General features: G+C 68.4%; 15 protein-coding genes. 10 read left to right on the top strand and 5 right to left on the bottom strand.

What is annotated here, in order from left to right; translation table 11 throughout:
• Nucleotides 1-21 precede the first annotated feature (21 nt).
• Entirely contained in the window at nt 22-489 is a 468-nt protein-coding gene (locus KF745_14680; GenBank protein MBX3359662.1) for a hypothetical protein, read from the top strand.
• A 175-nt stretch (nt 490-664) separates the two neighbouring features.
• On the top strand, nt 665-1,162 hold the full coding sequence (locus KF745_14675) for a DUF4304 domain-containing protein (GenBank protein MBX3359661.1): 498 nt from the start codon (nt 665-667) through the stop codon (nt 1,160-1,162).
• 492 nt (nt 1,163-1,654) lie between these two features.
• Here KF745_14675 and KF745_14670 read toward each other — a convergent pair whose 3' ends face one another.
• From KF745_14670 to KF745_14655, 4 genes are all read right to left on the bottom strand, one after another.
• On the bottom strand, nt 1,655-2,185 hold the full coding sequence (locus tag KF745_14670; protein MBX3359660.1) for a hypothetical protein: 531 nt from the start codon (nt 2,183-2,185) through the stop codon (nt 1,655-1,657).
• A gap of 146 nt (nt 2,186-2,331) precedes the next feature.
• Nucleotides 2,332-2,679, bottom strand: a complete 348-nt coding sequence (locus KF745_14665) for a hypothetical protein (protein ID MBX3359659.1) — start codon at nt 2,677-2,679, stop codon at nt 2,332-2,334.
• Nucleotides 2,680-2,783: 104 nt separating this feature from the next.
• Entirely contained in the window at nt 2,784-3,227 is a 444-nt protein-coding gene (locus KF745_14660) for a PaaI family thioesterase (GenBank protein ID MBX3359658.1), read from the bottom strand.
• 45 nt (nt 3,228-3,272) lie between these two features.
• Nucleotides 3,273-4,271, bottom strand: coding sequence for a helix-turn-helix domain-containing protein (locus KF745_14655; GenBank protein MBX3359657.1), 999 nt, complete (start codon nt 4,269-4,271; stop codon nt 3,273-3,275).
• Between the two features lie 136 nt (nt 4,272-4,407).
• On the opposite strand from KF745_14655, the gene KF745_14650 reads away from it, so the two are divergent.
• Nucleotides 4,408-4,929, top strand: coding sequence for a VOC family protein (locus tag KF745_14650; protein ID MBX3359656.1), 522 nt, complete (start codon nt 4,408-4,410; stop codon nt 4,927-4,929).
• Between the two features lie 101 nt (nt 4,930-5,030).
• On the opposite strand, the gene KF745_14645 is transcribed toward KF745_14650, so the two are convergent.
• Nucleotides 5,031-5,801 carry a hypothetical protein gene (locus KF745_14645; protein ID MBX3359655.1) on the bottom strand — a complete coding sequence of 257 codons (771 nt, stop codon included), beginning with the start codon at nt 5,799-5,801 and terminating at the stop codon, nt 5,031-5,033.
• 127 nt (nt 5,802-5,928) lie between these two features.
• Between KF745_14645 and holA the strand changes: the two genes are divergently transcribed.
• The 7 genes from holA (at nt 5,929) to KF745_14610 (ending at nt 18,585) form a co-directional block, all read left to right on the top strand.
• On the top strand, nt 5,929-7,044 hold the full coding sequence (holA, locus tag KF745_14640; protein ID MBX3359654.1) for a DNA polymerase III subunit delta: 1,116 nt from the start codon (nt 5,929-5,931) through the stop codon (nt 7,042-7,044).
• A gap of 101 nt (nt 7,045-7,145) precedes the next feature.
• Nucleotides 7,146-8,342 (top strand): hypothetical protein, encoded by a 1,197-nt coding sequence (locus KF745_14635; GenBank protein ID MBX3359653.1) that lies wholly within the window; start codon nt 7,146-7,148, stop codon nt 8,340-8,342.
• A gap of 437 nt (nt 8,343-8,779) precedes the next feature.
• Nucleotides 8,780-11,374, top strand: coding sequence for an ATP-dependent Clp protease ATP-binding subunit (locus KF745_14630; protein MBX3359652.1), 2,595 nt, complete (start codon nt 8,780-8,782; stop codon nt 11,372-11,374).
• 125 nt (nt 11,375-11,499) lie between these two features.
• Entirely contained in the window at nt 11,500-13,269 is a 1,770-nt protein-coding gene (locus KF745_14625; protein MBX3359651.1) for a tetratricopeptide repeat protein, read from the top strand.
• A 139-nt stretch (nt 13,270-13,408) separates the two neighbouring features.
• Entirely contained in the window at nt 13,409-14,629 is a 1,221-nt protein-coding gene (locus KF745_14620) for an esterase-like activity of phytase family protein (GenBank protein MBX3359650.1), read from the top strand.
• 60 nt (nt 14,630-14,689) lie between these two features.
• The gene (locus tag KF745_14615; GenBank protein MBX3359649.1) at nt 14,690-16,765 is read left to right on the top strand and encodes a hypothetical protein; all 2,076 of its coding nucleotides are present in this window, start codon (nt 14,690-14,692) and stop codon (nt 16,763-16,765) included.
• A gap of 218 nt (nt 16,766-16,983) precedes the next feature.
• Nucleotides 16,984-18,585 (top strand): hypothetical protein, encoded by a 1,602-nt coding sequence (locus tag KF745_14610; GenBank protein MBX3359648.1) that lies wholly within the window; start codon nt 16,984-16,986, stop codon nt 18,583-18,585.
• The last annotated feature ends 322 nt before the right edge of the window (nt 18,586-18,907 follow it).

Here is an 18,907-nt window from a genome sequence, read left to right as displayed (position 1 = left end):
TGGTGTGTCGCGCGGGAGGGGTTGCGGCGCCTCGCGGTATCGGCGCGGACCTGGGGTGAAGTTGGCGAGGCGAAGGAGGAGTGCGGCGGCGCGGCGGGCGGTTTCGCGGGAGCGGCGGCGGAGTTCCAGGCCGCGCTGGTCGCCGGGGCGGACGGGGAAGTGGGCTTCGTCGGCGTTGTGCTCGTCGATGGAGCGGCCCAGGGCGATGGTGGCCGCGGGGAGGAAGTTGGAGGCGACGATGCGGGTGCGGCGGGCGATGGTGGACTCGATGTGGTCCAGGCGCTCCGCGATCTCGGGCTCGGCGAACCAGAGGATGAGGGCTTCGACCGTGGTGTGGTGGAGGTCGGCGACGTCGCGGAGGGTGAGGGTGGGGTCGGTGACGGAATCGAGGATCTTGGCCGCGAGGTCGGGGGAGGGGTTGAAGGAGGGGAGGTTGAGCATGATCCGTGCAGGATACGGGTTTTTGACGGTATGTCAATAGGGTTTTGATAGGATTTTCAAATGATGCTCAAGTTGAGTACGTGCAATGAGTTATGGGTGACGATGGGATGGACGGCGAGACTCCATGCAGGAAGGGGCGACGAAGTAGACTTGGACTCGGCTGCTGTCGAGTGCGTAGACCCGTGACCCCTTTCTTGAGAGCGGCGATCAGCCGCGTTGAGCGATGAACTGCACCGAAATGGCCAAGGTGGTGCGAGGGATCGCGAGACCGCTTGGATACAGGGGTCGTGGGGGACTGTTCTGGCGCACCGGCGACGAACTGACTCGTCTCATTCATCTGCAACGAAGCCGATGGGGCGCCGGCGTGTACGTGAACTGCGGTGTCGTTCCGAGTCGTTTTGTCATCAAGAGGACGCCTCCGGGGTCCGGGTATTGGGGAGTTGAGTTCCGGCCTACGTCCTGGCATGGTCCGCACTTCGACCTGTTCTGCAGGTGCGAGGCGGATCATGAGGACCGGATGTCGGCTCGCACGATGACACGGGGCCTGCGGTGGCTCGTGGGATGGATGGATGAGACCTACTCCGACGAGGACCGGGTTCGGGCGCTAGTGCTCAACAGGTCCACGATCCAACATGCTCATTCGACCATCGCGATGAAGGACTGGGCGCGGGGCCGACTGCGGGCACCTGCTCACTACTTTGATGGCGCCTCGCACTTCTGACAAGATGGCCGATGGACGGCCGCGGGTACATCGAGGATGTGCACGCATGGTGGGGAGCGCTTTCACAGCGCCCTAGACGGCACCGGATGGCGGCGAGTGCGCGTTGCCACGGGCCCGCTGATTCTCCCGTGGTTAGCGCGGAAGACGTGTGGTGATGCGCGATGCTGATGTCGGGAGGCGGGGAGGTCCCGCCTCCCGACACCCTCCACCCCCTCAGTACTGAGCCGGACTATTGGTCATCCGGAGTGGGCTTGCCGGAATGTCCGCACTCGGGGCAGGTCAGTTGATCGGCGAGTCCGCGAAGGTCGTAGGCGCACTGCGTGCATCGGCCGGGGCCCGGTCTTCGGATACGCGCCGGCCACACCAACACGGCGGCCCCCAACGATCTCCAGTTCGCGCTGCCAGTTGGGGATGGGGGTCATTGAACTCCCGGAGAATAACCGGGTTGCGGCGGGGGAATAGCCCTTGCACCCCGCGGAAACATGCGGCGACTCAGTTGTGAGCCGGGGGTGGTTCCCCGGTGGGGTTGTCTGTATGCGCACCATGTTCGCGGCATGCCTTTTCTATCGCTTCGTCGGTGGCATAGACCGAGATGCGGAGCGAGATGCCCGCATCGCCGAGCGACTTTACGATGCGGCTGGGTACGTCGTACTCCGTGCCGCAGTTGCTGCGGTTTGTCCAATAGACGCCGATGTCCGCCGTTCGCGCGGTCAGGCAGTGCCATGCGGCGCGGGCTTCGGGAGAGAGCCCAGCGACAGCCGCGAGCAGCGTATCGAAGAGGTGGGGGATCGACTTCGGCCCGGGCACGGAGAACTTCGCACTGTCCAGTTCGATCCTGCGGCTCGGCGCGAACTGCGTCGGGCCCTTGCCCCGGTAGAGCTCGGTGACGGTGTTGTCTTTCGACAGTTCATATCGGATTGGTCGGAGGGCAAGGCCATCCAGGAACACCCTCGGATCGAATGAGCCGGTGAGGTTGAGTGTGAGCCCGGCGATTTCGCCATCATCAATCTGCGTCGGGCCCATGTCTGGATCTCACTGGATACGTGTGACGCGCTGCCTCGAGGGAGGGATGAAGGCCACTGTATGTTTCAGCAGCGGCCGTGCGAGGCCGCGGCATGAGGCGGCGCGGTTGGGGAGGACTTTGGGGCGTGTGCTCCCCGGGCACGTGATCAGAGGTCCGGCTTCGCCACGGATGGGTCGATCTCGAGGGACTGCTTGTCCTCATCGAACGACATCCAGCAGGTCATGTTCTCGGGAGGGAGGAGCGAGGCCCACTCGATGGCATCGCGGGATGACACCGGCCGGGGAAGGAGAAGGACGAACGTCCAAGTCCAGCTCTGCATCGGGCCGTTGCAGATGGTGGCCCGTCCGCTGATCCGCGGCGAGGGGGCGTCCAGCGTGTACTGCTCGGGGTCGATGCCGTCGCACCAGAAGTATTGGTATCGCCGCTCCGGGAGGCCCTGAAACTCGCGGCACAGGCGGAACTCGAGATGCACCCAGAACTGGGACTCGGTCATGTTTGGTCTGGTCGTCGCGGGGTTGCTCCTGGTCCTATGGCTGCGTGGATTGCTCGTGGGTGACGGCGCGGTGCTCTCAATCGAGACCCGCACCGCCTCCGGGTTCAGCCTCCCGCGCCGTTCCTTGGCTCGACGCGCATCATGGTCGCCTGCATCAAAGCCACGCACTGATCGGGCTTCGCCGCTGCGTGCGCGACGACTTCCGCGGTTGCGACGCCGACGGTTCGGCCGACTCGAACGACGCGTCCCCGCGCGACGAACCGCTCGCCCACCGCCGGGGCGAGAAGGTTGATCTTGAACTCGACGCTGAGAACGGCCGAGCCTTCGGCCATCCGGGTCAGGCACGCGTAGCCGCAGGCGGAATCGGCGATGGTTGCGATGGCTCCGGCGTGCGCGAAGCCGTGCTGCTGCTGGATCGTCTCGGCCCATGGCAACTCGATGTCCACCTCGCCGTCAGCGACGCGAAGCAGTCTCGCACCGAGTGTGGAGAGGAGCTGCTGGCGCCGGAATGACTCGGCGATGCGATCGTGAAGGGGCGAACTGGGCATGGATGGAGCGTATCGCGGCGTCGGGCCGCGCGCGACCGCGGGGAATCAGCCGCGTTTCACGGGCAACTGGGCGTGGAGTTCGAAGTGCTCCATGCCGTGGGCGAAGGGGCGGCCGATCCAGGCTTCGAAGCAGGGGTGGTCGTCGGGGACGTAGCCGCTCGTGGGGAGCCAGGAGCCGTAGAGCCATTGGAGGGCGCGGAGTTCGAGGTCGATCGTGCCGCGGATCTCGACCTGGGCGACGACCATGGGCGGGAAGCGGAAGCGGCCGATCTCGCCGCCGAACGCGGCGGATCCGGCGGCTCGGCGCGTGCTCGCCGCGCGTCCGGGCCGATCAAGGGTGGAGGCGGGGATCTCGACCGCCGCGTGGTAGCGGCAGTACTTGAGGGGGACGATCTCGGGGTTCTCCCACTGGTAGCCGAGCCACTGGCCGTCGGCGAGGGCGTGTCGCTCGGCCCAGGCGAGGAGGCGGTGGACGGCTTTGACGGGCGCCTCGCTCTCATAGGGATTGTGGACGCGGATGTACGCGACGGTGCGGGCGGGGAGGTCGCGGATCTTCACCGTGAAGCCGTCGGGGTTGTCGCCCGCGGCGGCGGACGGAGCGGGGAGCGGGCCCAGGTGCGGGCGCGAGGGGGAACCTGGGATGGTCTTTTCGAGTTCGGCGCTGTGCGCCTCGCGCCAGGCCTTGATGTCGAACCTGCTCGGGGGGGCTCCGTAGCGCTGCGTGAAGCACCGGGTGAAATCGGATGAGGAGGAGAAGCCGCAGGCGAGGGCGATCGTGGTCAGCGACGGCCTGCGGCCGTGGGCCATCATGTGCAGGGCGCGTTCGAGCCGGAGTCGCTTCACGAACTCGGCGAGCGTCTGGCCGACCATGGCCTGGAAGACGCGGTGGAAGTGGAAGGGAGAGAGGCCGGCGGCCTGAGAGACGTCGTTGAGGCGCAGGCGGCGCGGCTCGGCGAGGTGCGTCACGACGTGGTCGATGGCGAGGTTGATCCGCTCGACGTAGCGGGTGGGCGGTGCGGCGTGGGATTTTGATTGAGTCCGCAAGATCTGGCAAGACCTCCGCGATCGAGCCTGTAGGATGCCCGGGTCCCCCACCCCCCACCCCCCACCCCCCAGCCCCCCTCCCCACTCAGCCCAGCCCTGCTCACCTTTGCGTTCCTGCTTGGAACTGGAGAGACCAATGACTCGGCTCATCGTAGGCGTTTTTGTCGGTTTTCTTGGCGGACTCGCGGCGTCGCCGTTCGGGGCGCTCACCCAGCCGGCGTCGACGCCGGCGGCGCCCGCCGCCACCCACGCACCCGGAGACCATCCCATGCAGCTTGGCAACTTCTCGGTCAGTCTTGCCGTCAAGGACATCGCCGCGTCTCGTGCGTTCTACGAGAAGATGGGGTTCCGAGTCCGCGGGGGGGACCAGGCGAAGAACTGGCTGATCCTGCAGAACGAGACGAGCACGATCGGGATTTTCCAGGGGATGTTCAAGGGGAACATCCTGACGTTCAACCCCGGGTGGGACCGGGCGTGCAACACGCTGGCGGAGTTCGACGATGTGCGAGAGATCCAGCGGACGCTCAAGAAGCAAGGCCTGGCGCTGACGACCGAGGCGGACGAATCGACGACGGGGCCCGCGAGCCTGATGCTGCAGGACCCGGATGGGAACACGATCCTGATCGACCAGCACGTGCCGGCACCGGGTAAGAAGTGACACGGGCGGCGAGCGGGGCGCTGCCGTGTAGGCAAGATACATTGCGATGGGTAGCGAGGGCGATACGGTCAAGCGAGAGGCGATCGGAGTGACGCGGGAACTCAGCACCCGTTGGTGACGCCGCTGAACCACGCGTTGATGAACACCGCGATGTCGGCGGGGGCGACCGTGCCGTTGCCATCGAAGTCGCCGGCGAGCGTGCCGCCCTGCAGGCTACCGACCCAGGCACTGATGAAGGTCGCGATGTCGGCCGGGGTGAACTGCGCGTCGCAGTTGGTGTCGGCGGGGCAGAGGACGCAGGTGATCGCGACGATGGAGGCCTCATCGTCCGCCGTGTAGATCTCCGGCTCGGAGCCGGGCAGAGGAGACAAACGGACGGTAATCGTGTCGCCCGGGTCGAGGGGGGACGGAAGGGTGTACTCGAGGCCGCCTCCGATGAGGAAGGGCCAGCACATGCACCAGGACGGAATAAACGGGTTTGGTGTGCAGAAGCCGTGGCCGCCGAAGCAACGGCCGGTGCATGGATTGCCGCCGCAGGACTCGCTCCCACCCCCCCCGCCACCACCTCCACCACCGCCGGCGAGGAGGAGCGTCTCGGCGGCGGCGCCGACCACGAGGCCGTTGACCTCGACCGTGATCATGGTGCCAAGGTCAAGTGGGTCGGGGGTGGTATTGACCACCGAGGGGATGACCGTGATGGTCGAGGTGAGGCCGTCGGGAGTGCGGGCGTACGCGATGTCCTCAGCGCGGATCTGGCGGTGGTAGCCGGGGTCCTGGGCCAGGGCGTTGGCCACAGCGAGGAACGCGGCGGCAAATCCGGCCAGCAGGTAAGACCGGCGGGCGAACGGCGTGGCTGCGGGGCACAAAGGCATGGTGCGGCCTCACGGGGTGTAGGTTCGCCAGGATACTGGTGGACGGGCGCGGGAGCAATGGACCTGGAGCGGGGTGGGCGGAACCGGTCGGGCCGCCCGGGCCCGTGATGGGCGGTACGCTGGGGGCATGGCGCGTGCGGCTGGAAAAGCGGAACGGGCGGCGCTCTCGGCGCAGACGCGGGTGGCGATCCTGCATGGACCGGAGCGGTTCCTGCAGGAGTTGTACACGGATCAGCTCAGAGAGGCCCTGATCAAGGTGCACGGGGCGGGGGATGCGGTGCAGGTGGTGCGGTTTGACGGCGGGGCGCTGGGGGCGGCGTCCGGGGGGACGGGGGGCGTGGCGGACATCCTGGATGAGTGCCGGTCGTACGGGCTGATGGCCTCGTACAAGCTCGTCGTTGTCGACAACGCGGACGACCTCGTGAAGAGCACGGATGATGAGGAGGGAGCGGAGGCGCCCAAGGCGGTGAAGGGCGGGCGCGGGGCGCGGGTGAAGACGGCGCGGGAGATCCTGGAGTCGTACACGGAGGAGCCGAGCGACTCGGCGACGCTGGTGCTGCGCGCGGACACGTGGCGGCCGGGGCGGCTGGACAAGGCGGTGGCGGCGCTGGGGGCGCGCGGGGCGGTGATGAAGTGCGAGCCGCCGTCGGAGGCGGATGCGGCCCGGTGGGCGCGGGCGCGGTGCTCGGCGAGGCACGGGGGGACGCTGACGGAGGCGGGGGCGGCGCAGTTGGTGCAGCTGGTGGGGCCGGAACTGGGCCGGATCGATTCGGAGTTGGGGAAGTTGGCGCTGGCCAACCCGGGGGAGCCGATCGGGCCGGAGCTGGTGAAGGAGTTCGTGGGGATGTCGCGGGAGGAGAAGTTCTTCGCGATCCAGGCCTCACTGCTTTCGGGGGATGCGCGGGAGGCGTTGACGCACCTGAGGGAGTTGGTCGATGTATCGCGGCAGGACCCGGTGCCGCTGGGGTGGGCGTTCACGGACCTGGCGAGGAAGGTGCACGGGCTCAGCCGCGGGATGGCGCAGGGGGAGAGCCCGCAGTCGCTGATGAGGACGCTGAAGATCTGGGGGAGGCCGGACGAGGTGGACCGGCTGGTGCGGGCGTCGAAGCGGCTGTCGCCGGACCGGGCGGCGGGGCTGCTGCAGGCGGCGATCAATACAGATGTGGCGCTTAAGAGCAGTTTGGGGGACCCGGTGAGGAACCTGGAGACGCTGGCGCTGCGATTTACAAGCGCGCTGGGGTGATGCGCCGATGAGACGGGGCTGGTGGCGGGGCGGGCAGGGGGGGCGTGGCGGGGGCAGTGCGCAGGAAGTGCGCTGTCGGTCGGGCAGCAGGAGGCTCAGTCATGGAGCGTTCGCAGCGTTCTGCAACCGCGTTGGTGGCGGTGGTCGCGGCGGGGCTGATCGGGTCGGGGGGGGCGCTGGTGCTGGTGTCGTGCAGCGGGACCAGCCGCGATGACGGCGGGGCGGTGGCGACAATGGGCAAGAAGGCGGTGACGGAGCGTGGCGCGGCGGATACGTCGCTGCTGTCGAACGCCTCGACGGACCTGCAGGCGATGTTTGATGAAGCGGGGCGGGCGCGGACGCTGGGGACCGAGCCGGCGGCGGGGCGCGGAGCGGTTGTGGGGCTGAGGCCAGAGCCGACGGTGGCGGCAACAGCGCCAGCAGCGGAGCGGGCGGTTGAGTCAGCGTCTGGGGAACCGAACGTCGTCGAGGAGCCGGCGCCGAGGCCGGTCGCGGAACCGGCCCAGGTCGAGGTGCAGGCGGGGGAGCGGATGGGGGCGCTGGTGGAGGATCTGGCGAAGGTCATCCGGGAGCAGGCGGGTGGCGCGGGAAGCGGGTACCAGGTGGGGCTGAAGCTGGCGATGCTGGCGGCGCTGGGGAGCGACGAGGATGCGGCGCGGTTCGCGAGCGCGACGGCGGATTTGCCGGCGGCGGAGGCGCGGTCGCTGGAGGCGCTGCGGCAGAGCCTGAGGGCGATGGCGCGGGAGTCGGCCTCCGCCGCGGACCCCGAGGCGACGGCGCGGATCGTGGAGGACCTGTCGCAGCGGCTGGCGGCGGAGGCAGGGGTGCTGTCGGTGCCGGCGCTGGCGCTGTGCGAGCGGGTGGAGGGATTCGGGCGGTACGTGCCGTTTGCGCGCAACACGTTCACGGCGGGGCGGTCGCAGGAGATGATCGTGTACGTGGAGGTGGCGGGGTTCTCTCAGCGGGCGTGGAGCGGGAGCGACCACCCGGCGACGGCGCGACCGGCGGAGGGGCAGGAGGCGGAGCAGTACGTGACGGAGTTGGGGCAGGAGGTGGCGGTGTACGCGGCGACGGACGGGTACCAGGCGCTGTACCGGCCGGAGCAGGTTGTGAAGGACGTGGCGCGGCGGGTGAGGCGGGATTTCTTCCTGGTTCAGCGGATTACGCTGCCACCGACGCTGGCGATCGGGACGTACAACCTGAAGGTGACGATGCGTGACAAGGTGACGGGGGCGACGGCGGAGAAGATCGTGCCGATCCAGATCGTTGAAGACTCGAGGCGCGCGCAGGCGAGGTAGCGGGGTGTCTGGGGTGGTCACCGCGGGGTAACCGGTTCACGGGTGCCGTTCTGGCAGGGGCTGGCCGAGGGATGACGGGCGCGCGCGGGTTGTGAGGGTATTGGGACCCAGGACCGGGGCTGGCGAGCGGGAAACGCGTGTTCATCTCCGGAATTGGGCGATGGCACGATGCGTGCTGACGATAAAGAGGCTCGGTGATGTGAGAACGCGAGAGCGGCGGAGAACACCGCTGGGTCTGGGGCGTAAGCGTCACACGAGGCGTGAGGTTTTAGGACTGCCGGGCTGCCGCGCATTCCTAGAGTTGACAGAGGTCGGCAAAGCCCGGAGGGAGACTCCGGGACACCACGGTCCCGCACCGGAGCGGGTGGGCCCAGAGGGGCGAGGCGTTCCGGTGCCAAAGGCCGCCGCCAGGGATGCGACGGCGAGGAGTGACGTCGATGTTCGAACGATTCACCGATCGCGCGCGGAAGGTGATGGCGCTCGCCAACCAGGAAGCGCAGCGGTTCAACCACGAGTACATCGGGACCGAGCACATCCTTCTGGGGCTGGTGAAGGAGGGCTCCGGGGTCGGCGCGAACGTTCTGAAGAACTTGGACGTGGACCTGCGGAAGGTGCGCCTGGAGGTCGAGAAGCTGGTGAAGGCCGGCCCGGACATGGTGACGATGGGGAAGCTGCCCCAGACGCCGCGGGCGAAAAAGGTGATCGAGTACGCGATCGAGGAGGCCCGGAACCTCAACCACAACTACGTCGGGACGGAGCACCTGCTGCTGGGGCTGCTGCGTGAGCACGACGGGGTGGCGGCGCAGGTGCTGATGAACCTGGGGCTGAAGCTGGAGGAGGTGCGCGAGGAGGTGCTGAACCTGCTGGGCGCCGGGACCGAGAGCGAGGAGGCGACCGGCGGCGGCGGCGCGGCGTCGTCGGGGCCGGGCGAGGCGGCGGCGTCGGGCGGCGGGTCGTCGTCGGGCGAGGCGCGGTCGAAGGGCAAGAGCAAGACTCCGGCGCTGGACTCGTTCGGGCGTGACCTGACGGAGCTGGCGCGGGAGACGCAGCTGGACCCGGTGATCGGCCGGGAGACGGAGATCGAGCGGCTGGTGCAGGTGCTGTGCCGGCGGACGAAGAACAACCCGGTGCTGCTGGGCGAGGCCGGGGTGGGGAAGACGGCGATCGTCGAGGGTCTGGCGCAGCGGATCATCTCGGGCGAGGTTCCGGACATCCTGCACGACCGGCGGCTGGTGGTGCTGGACCTGGCGATGATGGTCGCGGGGACGAAGTACCGCGGGCAGTTCGAGGAGCGGATCAAGGCGGTGATGAACGAGGTGCGGCGGGCCGGGAACGTGATCCTGTTCATCGACGAGCTGCACACGCTGGTGGGCGCGGGCGGCGCGGAGGGCGCGATCGACGCGTCGAACGTGCTCAAGCCGGCGCTGGCCCGCGGCGAGATCCAGTGCATCGGCGCGACGACTTTCGATGAGTACCGCAAGTACATCGAGAAGGACGCGGCGCTGGCGCGGCGGTTCCAGTCGATCCCGGTGGATCCGCCGACGAACGAGCAGACGGTGGAGATCATCAAGGGCCTGCGGGACCGGTACGAGCAGCACCACCGCGTGCAGATCACCGACGAGGCGATCAAGGTGGCGGTGGAGCTTTCGGGGCGGTACATCTCGGGGCGGGTGCAGCCGGACAAGTCGATCGACGTGATCGACGAGGCGGGTGCGCGGGTGCGGATCAAGAGCATGACCAAGCCGCCGAACCTGGCGGACCTCGAGGGCGACATCGAGCGGCTGAGCGTGGAGAAGGACGAGGCCGTGAAGGCCGCGGACTACGAGCGCGCTGCGGAGCTGCGTGACAAGGCGGAGCAGCTGCGCCGCGACAAGGAGCGGCTGCAGAAGGAGTGGCGGGACAAGACGAAGGAGATCTCGGGGATCGTCGACGACAACGTCATCGCCGAGGTCGTGAGCAAGATGACGGGCGTCCCGCTGCAGCGGCTGGAGAAGGAAGAGGCCCAGCGGCTGCTGGACCTGGAGAAGGAGCTGCACCGGCGCGTGGTGTCGCAGGAGGAGGCGATCAAGGCCATCTCCAAGAGCATCCGGCGTGCGCGTGCGGGCCTGAAGGACCCGAAGCGGCCGATGGGTTCGTTCCTGTTCCTGGGCCCGTCGGGCGTGGGCAAGACGCTGGTGTGCAAGGCGCTGGCGGAGTTCATGTTCGGCGACGAGGACGCGATGATCGTGCTGGACATGTCGGAGTACATGGAGAAGCACAACGTGAGCCGGCTGGTGGGCGCTCCCCCCGGGTACGTCGGGTACGAAGAGGGCGGCCAGCTGACGGAGCGCGTGCGGCGGCGGCCGTACTCGGTGGTGCTGCTCGACGAGGTCGAGAAGGCGCACCCGGACGTGTTCAACATGCTGCTGCAGATCATGGAAGAGGGCCGGCTGACGGACTCGTTCGGCCGCAACGTCGACTTCCGCAACACGGTGATGATCATGACCTCGAACATCGGGGCGGATCTGATCAAGGGCGGCGGCGGCTTCGGCTTCCAGAAGCGGGCGGACGGCGTGGACTTCGACAACATCAAGACGATCCTGATGAAGGAGATCGAGCGGTTCTTCCGGCCCGAGTTCATCAACCGGCTTGACGACGTGATCGTGTTCCGGCCGCTGAACAAGGAGAACCTGACGAACATCATCGAGCTGGAGGTCGGCAAGGTGATGAAGCGTCTGACGGCCCAGGGCGTGGTGCTGGAGCTGGATCAGAAGGCGAAGGACTTCCTGATCGACAAGGGGTACAACCCGGACTTCGGCGCCAGGCCGCTGCGGCGGGCGATCGGGACGTACCTGGAGGACCCGCTGTCGGAGATGCTGCTGCAGGGCGACTTCAAGCCGCCGTGCAAGGTAAAGGTGACGAAGAAGGACGACGAGCCGGATGCGAACGGCAAGAAGCCCGAGGAGCACCTGTTCTTCAGCTTCGAGGAATCGCCCACGGAGACCCCGCCGAAGAAGGACAAGGGTGACCGGCCGGTGACGGCGAGCGCGTAGGCATCGCGCAAACGCACGATTGATCCACAGGGCCCCGGAGTGATCCGGGGCCTTTTTCGTTGGTGGCCCCGCTCGGCGGCGCTCCGAGCGATGCGGTTCCCGCGAACCGGTTACGATCGCGGCTGATGGCCGAAGCACCGCTCCAACAGGCCTACCGGCAGTTCGATGCCGGGCGATTCGAGCAGGCCTGCGCGGGGGCGCTGCGCGTGCTGCAGCGATCGCCGGGGGATCCCGGCGCGAACTCGCTGATGTCGGCGTCGCTGGCGATGCAGGGGAAGCTGGTGCAGGCGGAGTTCTACGCGAAGCGGGCGGCGGAGGCGGCGCCGGAGGTGGCGGAGGCGGCGTTCGCGTGGGCGGACCTGCTCTTCCGGCTGGGGCGGTACGACGATGCGGCGGGCGCGGTGGAGCGGGTGCTGGCCCGGTCGCCGGAGCATCCTGACGCGCTCGCCAAGCTCGCCTCGGCGCACGCGGGGGCCAAGCGACTGGGCCGGGCGCTGGGGATCGCCGAGCGCGGGCTCAAGGCGCACCCGGCGAGCGAGGTGCTGGCGATCGAGGCGGGGCGGCTGGCGCTGCTGCTGGGGGACACCGCGCGGGCCGTGGAGATCGCCGGGGCGGGGTGCGCGGCGAACCCGGGATCGCTGCGGCTGGCGCGGTTCCGGGCGTTCGCCGCGAACTACGAGCCGACGGTGGAGCCGGCGGATGCGTTCGATCTGCACCGCGCGGCGGGGGCGCTGCTTGAATCACGGCTGCCGGAGCAGCCGCCGGGCGCGTGGGACCTGGACGCGGAGCGGCCGCTGCGGATCGGGCTTCTCTCGGCGGACCTGAACAACCACGTGGTGGCGCGGTTCCTCGGGCCGCTGCTGCGGAACCTGGACGGGGGGTCGTTCAGCGTGCGGATGTACATGACGTCCTCGCGGACGGATGGGATGTCGCAGCGGCTTGCGTCGATGGGTGCCGGGTTTGTCGTGCTCGCCGGCGTGGGGACCGCCGAGCAGGCGGCGGCGATCCGCGGCGACCGGATCGACATCCTGATTGAACTCGGTGGGTACACGGGGGAGCCGGCACTGGATCCCATGGCGCAGCGGTGCGCGCCGCTGCAGGGGACGTACCTCGGATACCCGGCGACGACCGGGTGCACGCGGGTGGACTTCCGGCTGGTTGATTCGCTGACGGACCCGCCGGGGGAAGCCGAGCGGTTCGCGACGGAGCGGCTGATGCGGCTGGACCCGTGCTTCCTGTGCTACGAGCCGCAGGAGGGGGACGCGGGGGCGGCACGTGCCGGGCGGGCGGAGGGGGGGATCCGGTTCGGATCGTTCAACGCGCTGCAGAAGATCAACCCCCCGCTGCTGCGGCTGTGGTCGCGGGTGCTGGAGGCGATGCCGGGATCGACACTGGTCATCAAGAACATGGCGCTGGTGCAGGCCGAGGTGCGCGAGGTGCTGCGCGGGCGGCTCGCGGCCGCGGGGCTGGGGGTGGATCGGGTGCGGATTGTCGCGCCGCACGATCGAGCGGCGGACCACCTTGCGGCGTACGCGGAGATCGACATCGCGCTCGACACGTTCCCCTACTGCGGCACGACGACGACGTGCGAGGCGCTGTGGATGGGGGTGCCGGTGGTGAGCAAGGTGGGCGGCGTGCACGCCTCGCGCGTGGGGCTGTCGTTGCTGTCGGCGGTGGGCCTGTCGGATCTGGCGGCGGGGAGTGACGATGAGTTTGTGCAGACAGCCGCGGGGCTGGCGGGAGACCGGGATCGTCTCGCGGCGCTTCGCGGCGGGCTGCGGGAGACGATGCGGGGGAGCGTGCTGTGCGACGGCGCGGGGTTTGCGGCGAGGTTCGGGGCGGTGATGCGCGGGCTGTGGCGTGAGCGGTGCGCGGCTGGGCTTGGCAGCGGTTGACGGGCGTGGGTTGACAGGCGTGGTAGGGTCGATCAGGCCGATAGACAGACCGTTCGTTCTCAATTCGAAGGGTTGTATGGGGCGGGTCTTCAGGAAGGGGGCGGCCTTGGGTATGGAACGATCGGGTGGATCGCGGAGCATGGCGCTGGCGGTGGCGGCCGCGTGGAGCGTGGTTGGAGCCGGCGCGGCGTGGGCACAGCCGCTGGCGGTGACGTACCGCAACAGCGTGGGCCTGCCGTCGTCGGCGGTGGATCAGCACGGGCAGGCGTTCACCATCACGGGGCTGAGCGGGCTCACGCATGTGGCGGGGGCGCGGTGGGCGGCGGTGATGGACAACTCGAACAAGGTGGTGATGCTCGACCTCGTGCTCGCGGCGGACGGCGCGGTGGTGTCGGCGTCGGTGGCGGGCGCGGTCTCGCTGGCGGAGACGATGGACTTCGAGGACATCGCGTACACAGGGGCGCTGCGGTACAGCGTGCTGCTGTGCGAGGAGGGGGGGCCGTCGGTCCGCGAGTATCGGCTCGTGGATGGATCGCTGGCGGGGGTGATCGCGGCGCCGGCGGTGTTCGCCAGCCGGCGCACGAACTTCGGATTTGAATCGGTGTCGATGAGGAGCGGCGGGGGCGAGGTGTGGGTGTGCAACGAGGAGGCGCTGACGGTGGACGGCGCTCTCTCCACGCAGGCGGCGGGGACGACGGTGCGACTGGTGCGGTACACCAGCGCCGGCGCGGGGCTGCTGCCGTCGGTCGCTTCGTCGCAGTTCGCGTGCGCGGTGCAGCCACTACACGGCGCACCGACGAGCGGGTCGAGGAGCGGCGTCAGCGCGCTGGTGGTGCTGCCATCGGGGGTGGTGCTGTCGCTCGAGCGGTCGCTGGCCGCGCCGTTCATCATCCCGACGTTCCAGAGCCGCATCTACGAGTTGGCGATGCAGGGGGCGAGCGACATCGCGGCGCCGCCGACGGATGCGGGCCTGATCGGGCAGGCGTACACGCCGGTAGGGAAGAGGCTGCTGTATTCGGGAAGCCACCTCAACATGGAGGGGTTGGCGCTCGGGCCGCCGTTGCCGGGCGGGGGATGGTCGCTGGTGGGGATCGTGGACGACGGGGATCCGCTGAGTACGAACCGGGTGGTGGCGTTCCGGCTGACGGGCGATGCGGGGTCGCTGCACTGCGCGGCGGACATCGATCGATCGGGCGTGGCGGATCCGACGGACATTGCGCTGTTCATCTCGGTGTGGCTGGGGAGCCTGGGGACCGGGACTGTGGCGGGAGACTTTGACGGAAATGGGACGGTGGACCCGGCGGATGTCGCGGGGTTTATCTACGATTGGCTTGCGGCGGTTGCTTCCGCGTGCTCTTAGGGCCGAGCCCACTTGACGTGGCCCACGGGGCGTTTAGTCTGTCGTACGGAGGTACAGGTCATGCTCGCCCGCAGGCTCGGAGCGGCCGCGATCACGTGGGTCGCCGCGGCGATAGCCGGTGCGCAATCCGTGAATATCGACTTTGACGCCGGGGCGGGGCCCGGCGCCGGGTCGCCGACGTTTGGCGGCGCGGCGGGACAGGCTGGGGTGTGGAACACGGTGGCGGCCGCGGGTGCGGGGCCGTTCGCGTTGGTGACGGTGTCGGGGGCGGCGGGGCCTTCGCTGTCGAGAGCGGGGAACCCGCCGGCGGCGTTCGCGTTCGACAACGGGAACACGACGGGGCAGTTCGGGATGCTGCTGGACGACGTAACGGACCTTGGCACGGCGGGGGCGGTGGATCTGACGATCTCGAACCTGGTGCCGGGGCGGTACCGGGTGTACACGTACTCGATCCAGCCGGACTCATCGATCGCTCGGACGAACGTGACGGTGGGCGGCTCGACGAGCCCGAATCCGCAGACGGTGGGCGGGGCGATGCCGGTGAACTCGTTCGTGGCGGGGGTGACGCACGCGGAGCACGACGTGGTGACATCGACGGGCGCCATCTTCATCACGGCGGCGCCGAGCGTGGGATTCTGCGGGGTGAACGGAGTGCAGGCGGCGCTGGTGCATCCGCGCCGGGTTTACGTAAGACCCGCGGCGGTCGGAACGGCGGACGGCTCATCGTGGCTGAACGCGGTAACGTCGCTGGAGACGGCGCTGGCGATGGCCCGCGATTCGGGCGGGGTGGTGCAGGAGATCTGGGTGGCGCGCGCGGTCTACACGCCGACGAACGCCTCGATTCCCGGCGATGCGCGGTCGGTGGTGTTCACGCTCCCCTCGGGGTGCGCGGTGTACGGCGGGTTCCTGGGGAACGAGAGTTCGCTGGCGCAGCGGAATGTCGCGGCGAACCCGACCGTGCTGAGCGGTGAACTGGGGGACGTCGAAGAGCCGGGGGACAACGCGTACCACGTGGTGGTCTCGGGGGCTACAGGATCGCGGCTCGACGGGTTCACGATCACCGGTGCGTACAACAACCTCAACGAGTTGGGCGGCGGGATCCGGATGACGGGGGGGTCGCTGACGATCGCGAACTGCGTGATCCGGAACAACGAGGTCGAAGCGGCGGCGCTGGCGGGGGTGGGCGGCGGGCTGTTGGCGGAGGCGGGGTCGCTGACGGTGATCACGTCGACGTTCCTGGAGAACTCGGCGCGGTTCGGCGGGGCGATCAGCAACACGGCGGCGACGTGCCTGCTGGAGAACCTGTGGCTGCTGGGGAACCGGGCGACGCTGGCGGGGGGAGCGGTGCACAACCTGGGGAACGCGACGGCGGTGAACGTCGCGTTTTCGGGCAACACAGCGGGCGGGGCGCCGTCGCTGCAGGGCGGCGCGGCGTGCGCCAACTCGGCGTTCCTGGACCTGATCAACTGCACGCTCTCGGGCAACGGCGGCAATCCGAACGCGGCGGTGCTGGCGACGAACCCCTTCGGGACGACGGGCGCGCGGATTGCGGTGACGAACAGCATCGTGTGGGGGAACCCGACGGCGGCGATCTTCGGCGTGGCCAACGTGTCGTCGTCGGACATCCAGGGGGGCTACGCGGGGGGCGGCAACTTCAACGCGAACCCGCGGTTCGTCGACGCCGACGGGGCCGACAACATCGTGGGAACGCTGGACGACAACCTGCAGCTCCGCGGCGCTTCGCCGTGCATCGACCGGGCGAACAACGCGGCGATCCCGCTGGACACGGCGGACCTGGACAACGACGGGAACACCTTCGAGCGCGTACCGCTGGACCTGGCGATGCGCAACCGGACGCGCGATGATCCGGGGATGCCGGATATCTCGATCGGCGGGCCGCTGGCGGATGTCGGGGCGTTCGAGTTCCAGGGGACGTCGTGCAGAGCCGACCGGGACGGCAACGGGGTGATCGAGCCGGTGGACATCGCCGTCTTCGTCAACGCCTGGTTCTTTGGCATCACGACGGGATCAACGGACTCGGACTTCGAGCGTGATGGGGACGTGGACCCGGCGGACATCGCGGCGTTCATCCAGGCGTGGTTCGGCGCGATCGCGAACGGGTGCCCGGCGTCCTGAACACGGTCCTACCACGGGTATTCTGGGACGTTCTGCGACGGCACGAGCCCAAACCATGTCCGACCGGATGTGTTGAGGGTTCGTTTATTTGTGCGAACGGAGCGCGAAGAGTGGCGCTCGGTGGCTAGACGTGCGTACATTGTGCGACTGTCCGCCGGCCGCGCGGTCGATGCACCCCGCACGGGCCGTTCCGCCCGCACGCCCACGAGAGAGAACCCATGACGCTTCGCTTTTCCGCCCGCACGCTTCTGGGCGCGTTTGCCGCCGGTGCCTGTCTCAGCGTTGCCGCTCCAGCGGTCGCTCAGCTCCGTGTCGCCACGTGGAACATCTCGAACTACGGCGGCGGGCGCAACGCCGATCTGACCACAGCGATCTTTGCCGAGTTCAACGGTCGGTCGATGACGCCGGATGTGATCATCGCGCTGGAGTTCCTGAACCAGTCGGCGGTGAACTCGTTCCTGAGCATCCTGAACGCGGCGAGCGGTCCGGGGACGTGGGCGGCGGCGCCGTTCATCGACGGACCGGACACCGACGGGGCGTTCTTCTACCGGGTATCCAAGGTGGGCTACCTGGGGACGACGATTGTCGGCTACGGATCAACGAGCACGAGCAACCAGCCGCGGAACACGTACCGGTACGACCTCAGGCCGATCGGGTACACCTCGAACGCGGCGTCGATCGGGTGCTACGCCGTGCACATGAAGGCGCAGGGCGGGACGAACTCGGAGGGGCGACGGCTGATTGAGTCGCAACGCATCCGCGACAACGCCGAGGGGCAGAACGCGGTGAACCTGTCGGGGCAGACGATGGCGGGGACAGGTCTGCCCGTTGGGTACAGCTTCCTGGTGGCCGGCGACCTGAACGTGCAGTCGGCGACGGAATCGTTCTACGCGGAGCTCATCGGCTCGCAGGTCAACAACACCGGTCGGTTCTTCGATCCGATCAAGACGCCGGCGTCGTGGAACAACAACTCGGCATACCGCTTCGTGCACACGCAGGATCCGGCCGGCGCGGGCGGGATGGATGATCGGCACGACCAGATCCTGCTCTCGGCGTCGCTGATCAACGGTTCGGGGCTGGACTACATCGGCAATCCGAACATCGCGTACAGCACGACGACGTGGAATGACCCGAACCACTCCTACAGGGCGTGGGGAAATGATGGAACGTCGTTCGACTCAACGCTGACGACAACCGGGAACGCGATGGTGGGCCCGGCGATCGCGCAGGCCCTGATCAACGTGTGCGCGGGGGCCGGGCACCTGCCCGTGTTCCTGGATCTGCGGGTGCCGGCGAAGGCGGCATCGGTCGCGGCGATCGAGTTCGGCGAGGTGGCGCTCAACGCCCCGGCTTCCGCGGATCTCCCGGTGTTCAACGCCGGTGATGTCGCGTTGTGGACCGCGGGGGGGATCTCGGATCTGCACTACTCGTTCGACGCCTCGAGCGGTTTCGGCGCACCGGCAGGCGTGTTCATCGACGCGGCGGGCGGCGGTTCCAACCTGCACTCGATCGTGATGGACACGTCCGCCCCTGGCCCCAAGAGCGGAACGCTCGCGATCATCTCCGATGATCCCGACCAGCCGGTGCGGATCGTGCTGCTCTCGGGCACGGTGACATCACAGCCGCCCTCGTGCTCGGCCGACTGGGACCACGACGGCTCGATCACCCCGAGCGACATCGCCGGCTTCGTGAACGACTGGCTCGCCTCGATCACCGGCCAGACACTGGTGGCCGATTTTGACCAGGATCAGGCCATCACGCCGAGCGACCTGGCGCTGTTCATCAACACATGGCTAAACCAGCTTGGCGGCGGGTGCTAAGGCAGGCAAGAGCGGGCATCCCGATCCGATCACCGTCCCAACAGATCTGTCATAGGACGGTGTTTTCCGAGCGGATCACCGGCTTCTGCCGGGTAACGGCTTGACGTTTGCTCGTGGGCGTGTCTGATCTAACACCCACCGCTTGCGTGTGAACGCGTGCTGCGCCCTTGTGCGTCGCGGCAGGGAGTGCGCGGTGAGGTGCCGATTCTTGGAGTAGGGAATGTTGTCACGCTTGTCCTACCGCGCCACGCTGTTGCTATTCGCCTTCGCGGTCTCCCCCGCGAACGCCCAGCCGGTTCCCTTTGATCACCTGCCGATCGAC

Source organism: Phycisphaeraceae bacterium (assembly GCA_019636655.1).
Classification (GTDB): domain Bacteria; phylum Planctomycetota; class Phycisphaerae; order Phycisphaerales; family UBA1924; genus JAHBXB01.
Note: the sequence above shows the minus strand (reverse complement) of the source record. Positions and strands in the feature narration are given on the sequence as shown.

Excerpts from the sequence above, each read along its gene's own strand:
- KF745_14675 (MBX3359661.1), top strand. The coding sequence starts at position 665 with ATGAACTGCACCGAAATGGCCAAGGTGGTGCGAGGGATCGCGAGACCG.
- KF745_14670 (MBX3359660.1), bottom strand. The coding sequence starts at position 2,185 with ATGGGCCCGACGCAGATTGATGATGGCGAAATCGCCGGGCTCACACTC.
- KF745_14665 (MBX3359659.1), bottom strand. The coding sequence starts at position 2,679 with ATGACCGAGTCCCAGTTCTGGGTGCATCTCGAGTTCCGCCTGTGCCGC.
- KF745_14660 (MBX3359658.1), bottom strand. The coding sequence starts at position 3,227 with ATGCCCAGTTCGCCCCTTCACGATCGCATCGCCGAGTCATTCCGGCGC.
- KF745_14650 (MBX3359656.1), top strand. The coding sequence starts at position 4,408 with ATGACTCGGCTCATCGTAGGCGTTTTTGTCGGTTTTCTTGGCGGACTC.
- KF745_14645 (MBX3359655.1), bottom strand. The coding sequence starts at position 5,801 with ATGCCTTTGTGCCCCGCAGCCACGCCGTTCGCCCGCCGGTCTTACCTG.
- holA (MBX3359654.1), top strand. The coding sequence starts at position 5,929 with ATGGCGCGTGCGGCTGGAAAAGCGGAACGGGCGGCGCTCTCGGCGCAG.
- KF745_14635 (MBX3359653.1), top strand. The coding sequence starts at position 7,146 with ATGGAGCGTTCGCAGCGTTCTGCAACCGCGTTGGTGGCGGTGGTCGCG.
- KF745_14630 (MBX3359652.1), top strand. The coding sequence starts at position 8,780 with ATGTTCGAACGATTCACCGATCGCGCGCGGAAGGTGATGGCGCTCGCC.
- KF745_14625 (MBX3359651.1), top strand. The coding sequence starts at position 11,500 with ATGGCCGAAGCACCGCTCCAACAGGCCTACCGGCAGTTCGATGCCGGG.
- KF745_14620 (MBX3359650.1), top strand. The coding sequence starts at position 13,409 with ATGGCGCTGGCGGTGGCGGCCGCGTGGAGCGTGGTTGGAGCCGGCGCG.
- KF745_14615 (MBX3359649.1), top strand. The coding sequence starts at position 14,690 with ATGCTCGCCCGCAGGCTCGGAGCGGCCGCGATCACGTGGGTCGCCGCG.
- KF745_14610 (MBX3359648.1), top strand. The coding sequence starts at position 16,984 with ATGACGCTTCGCTTTTCCGCCCGCACGCTTCTGGGCGCGTTTGCCGCC.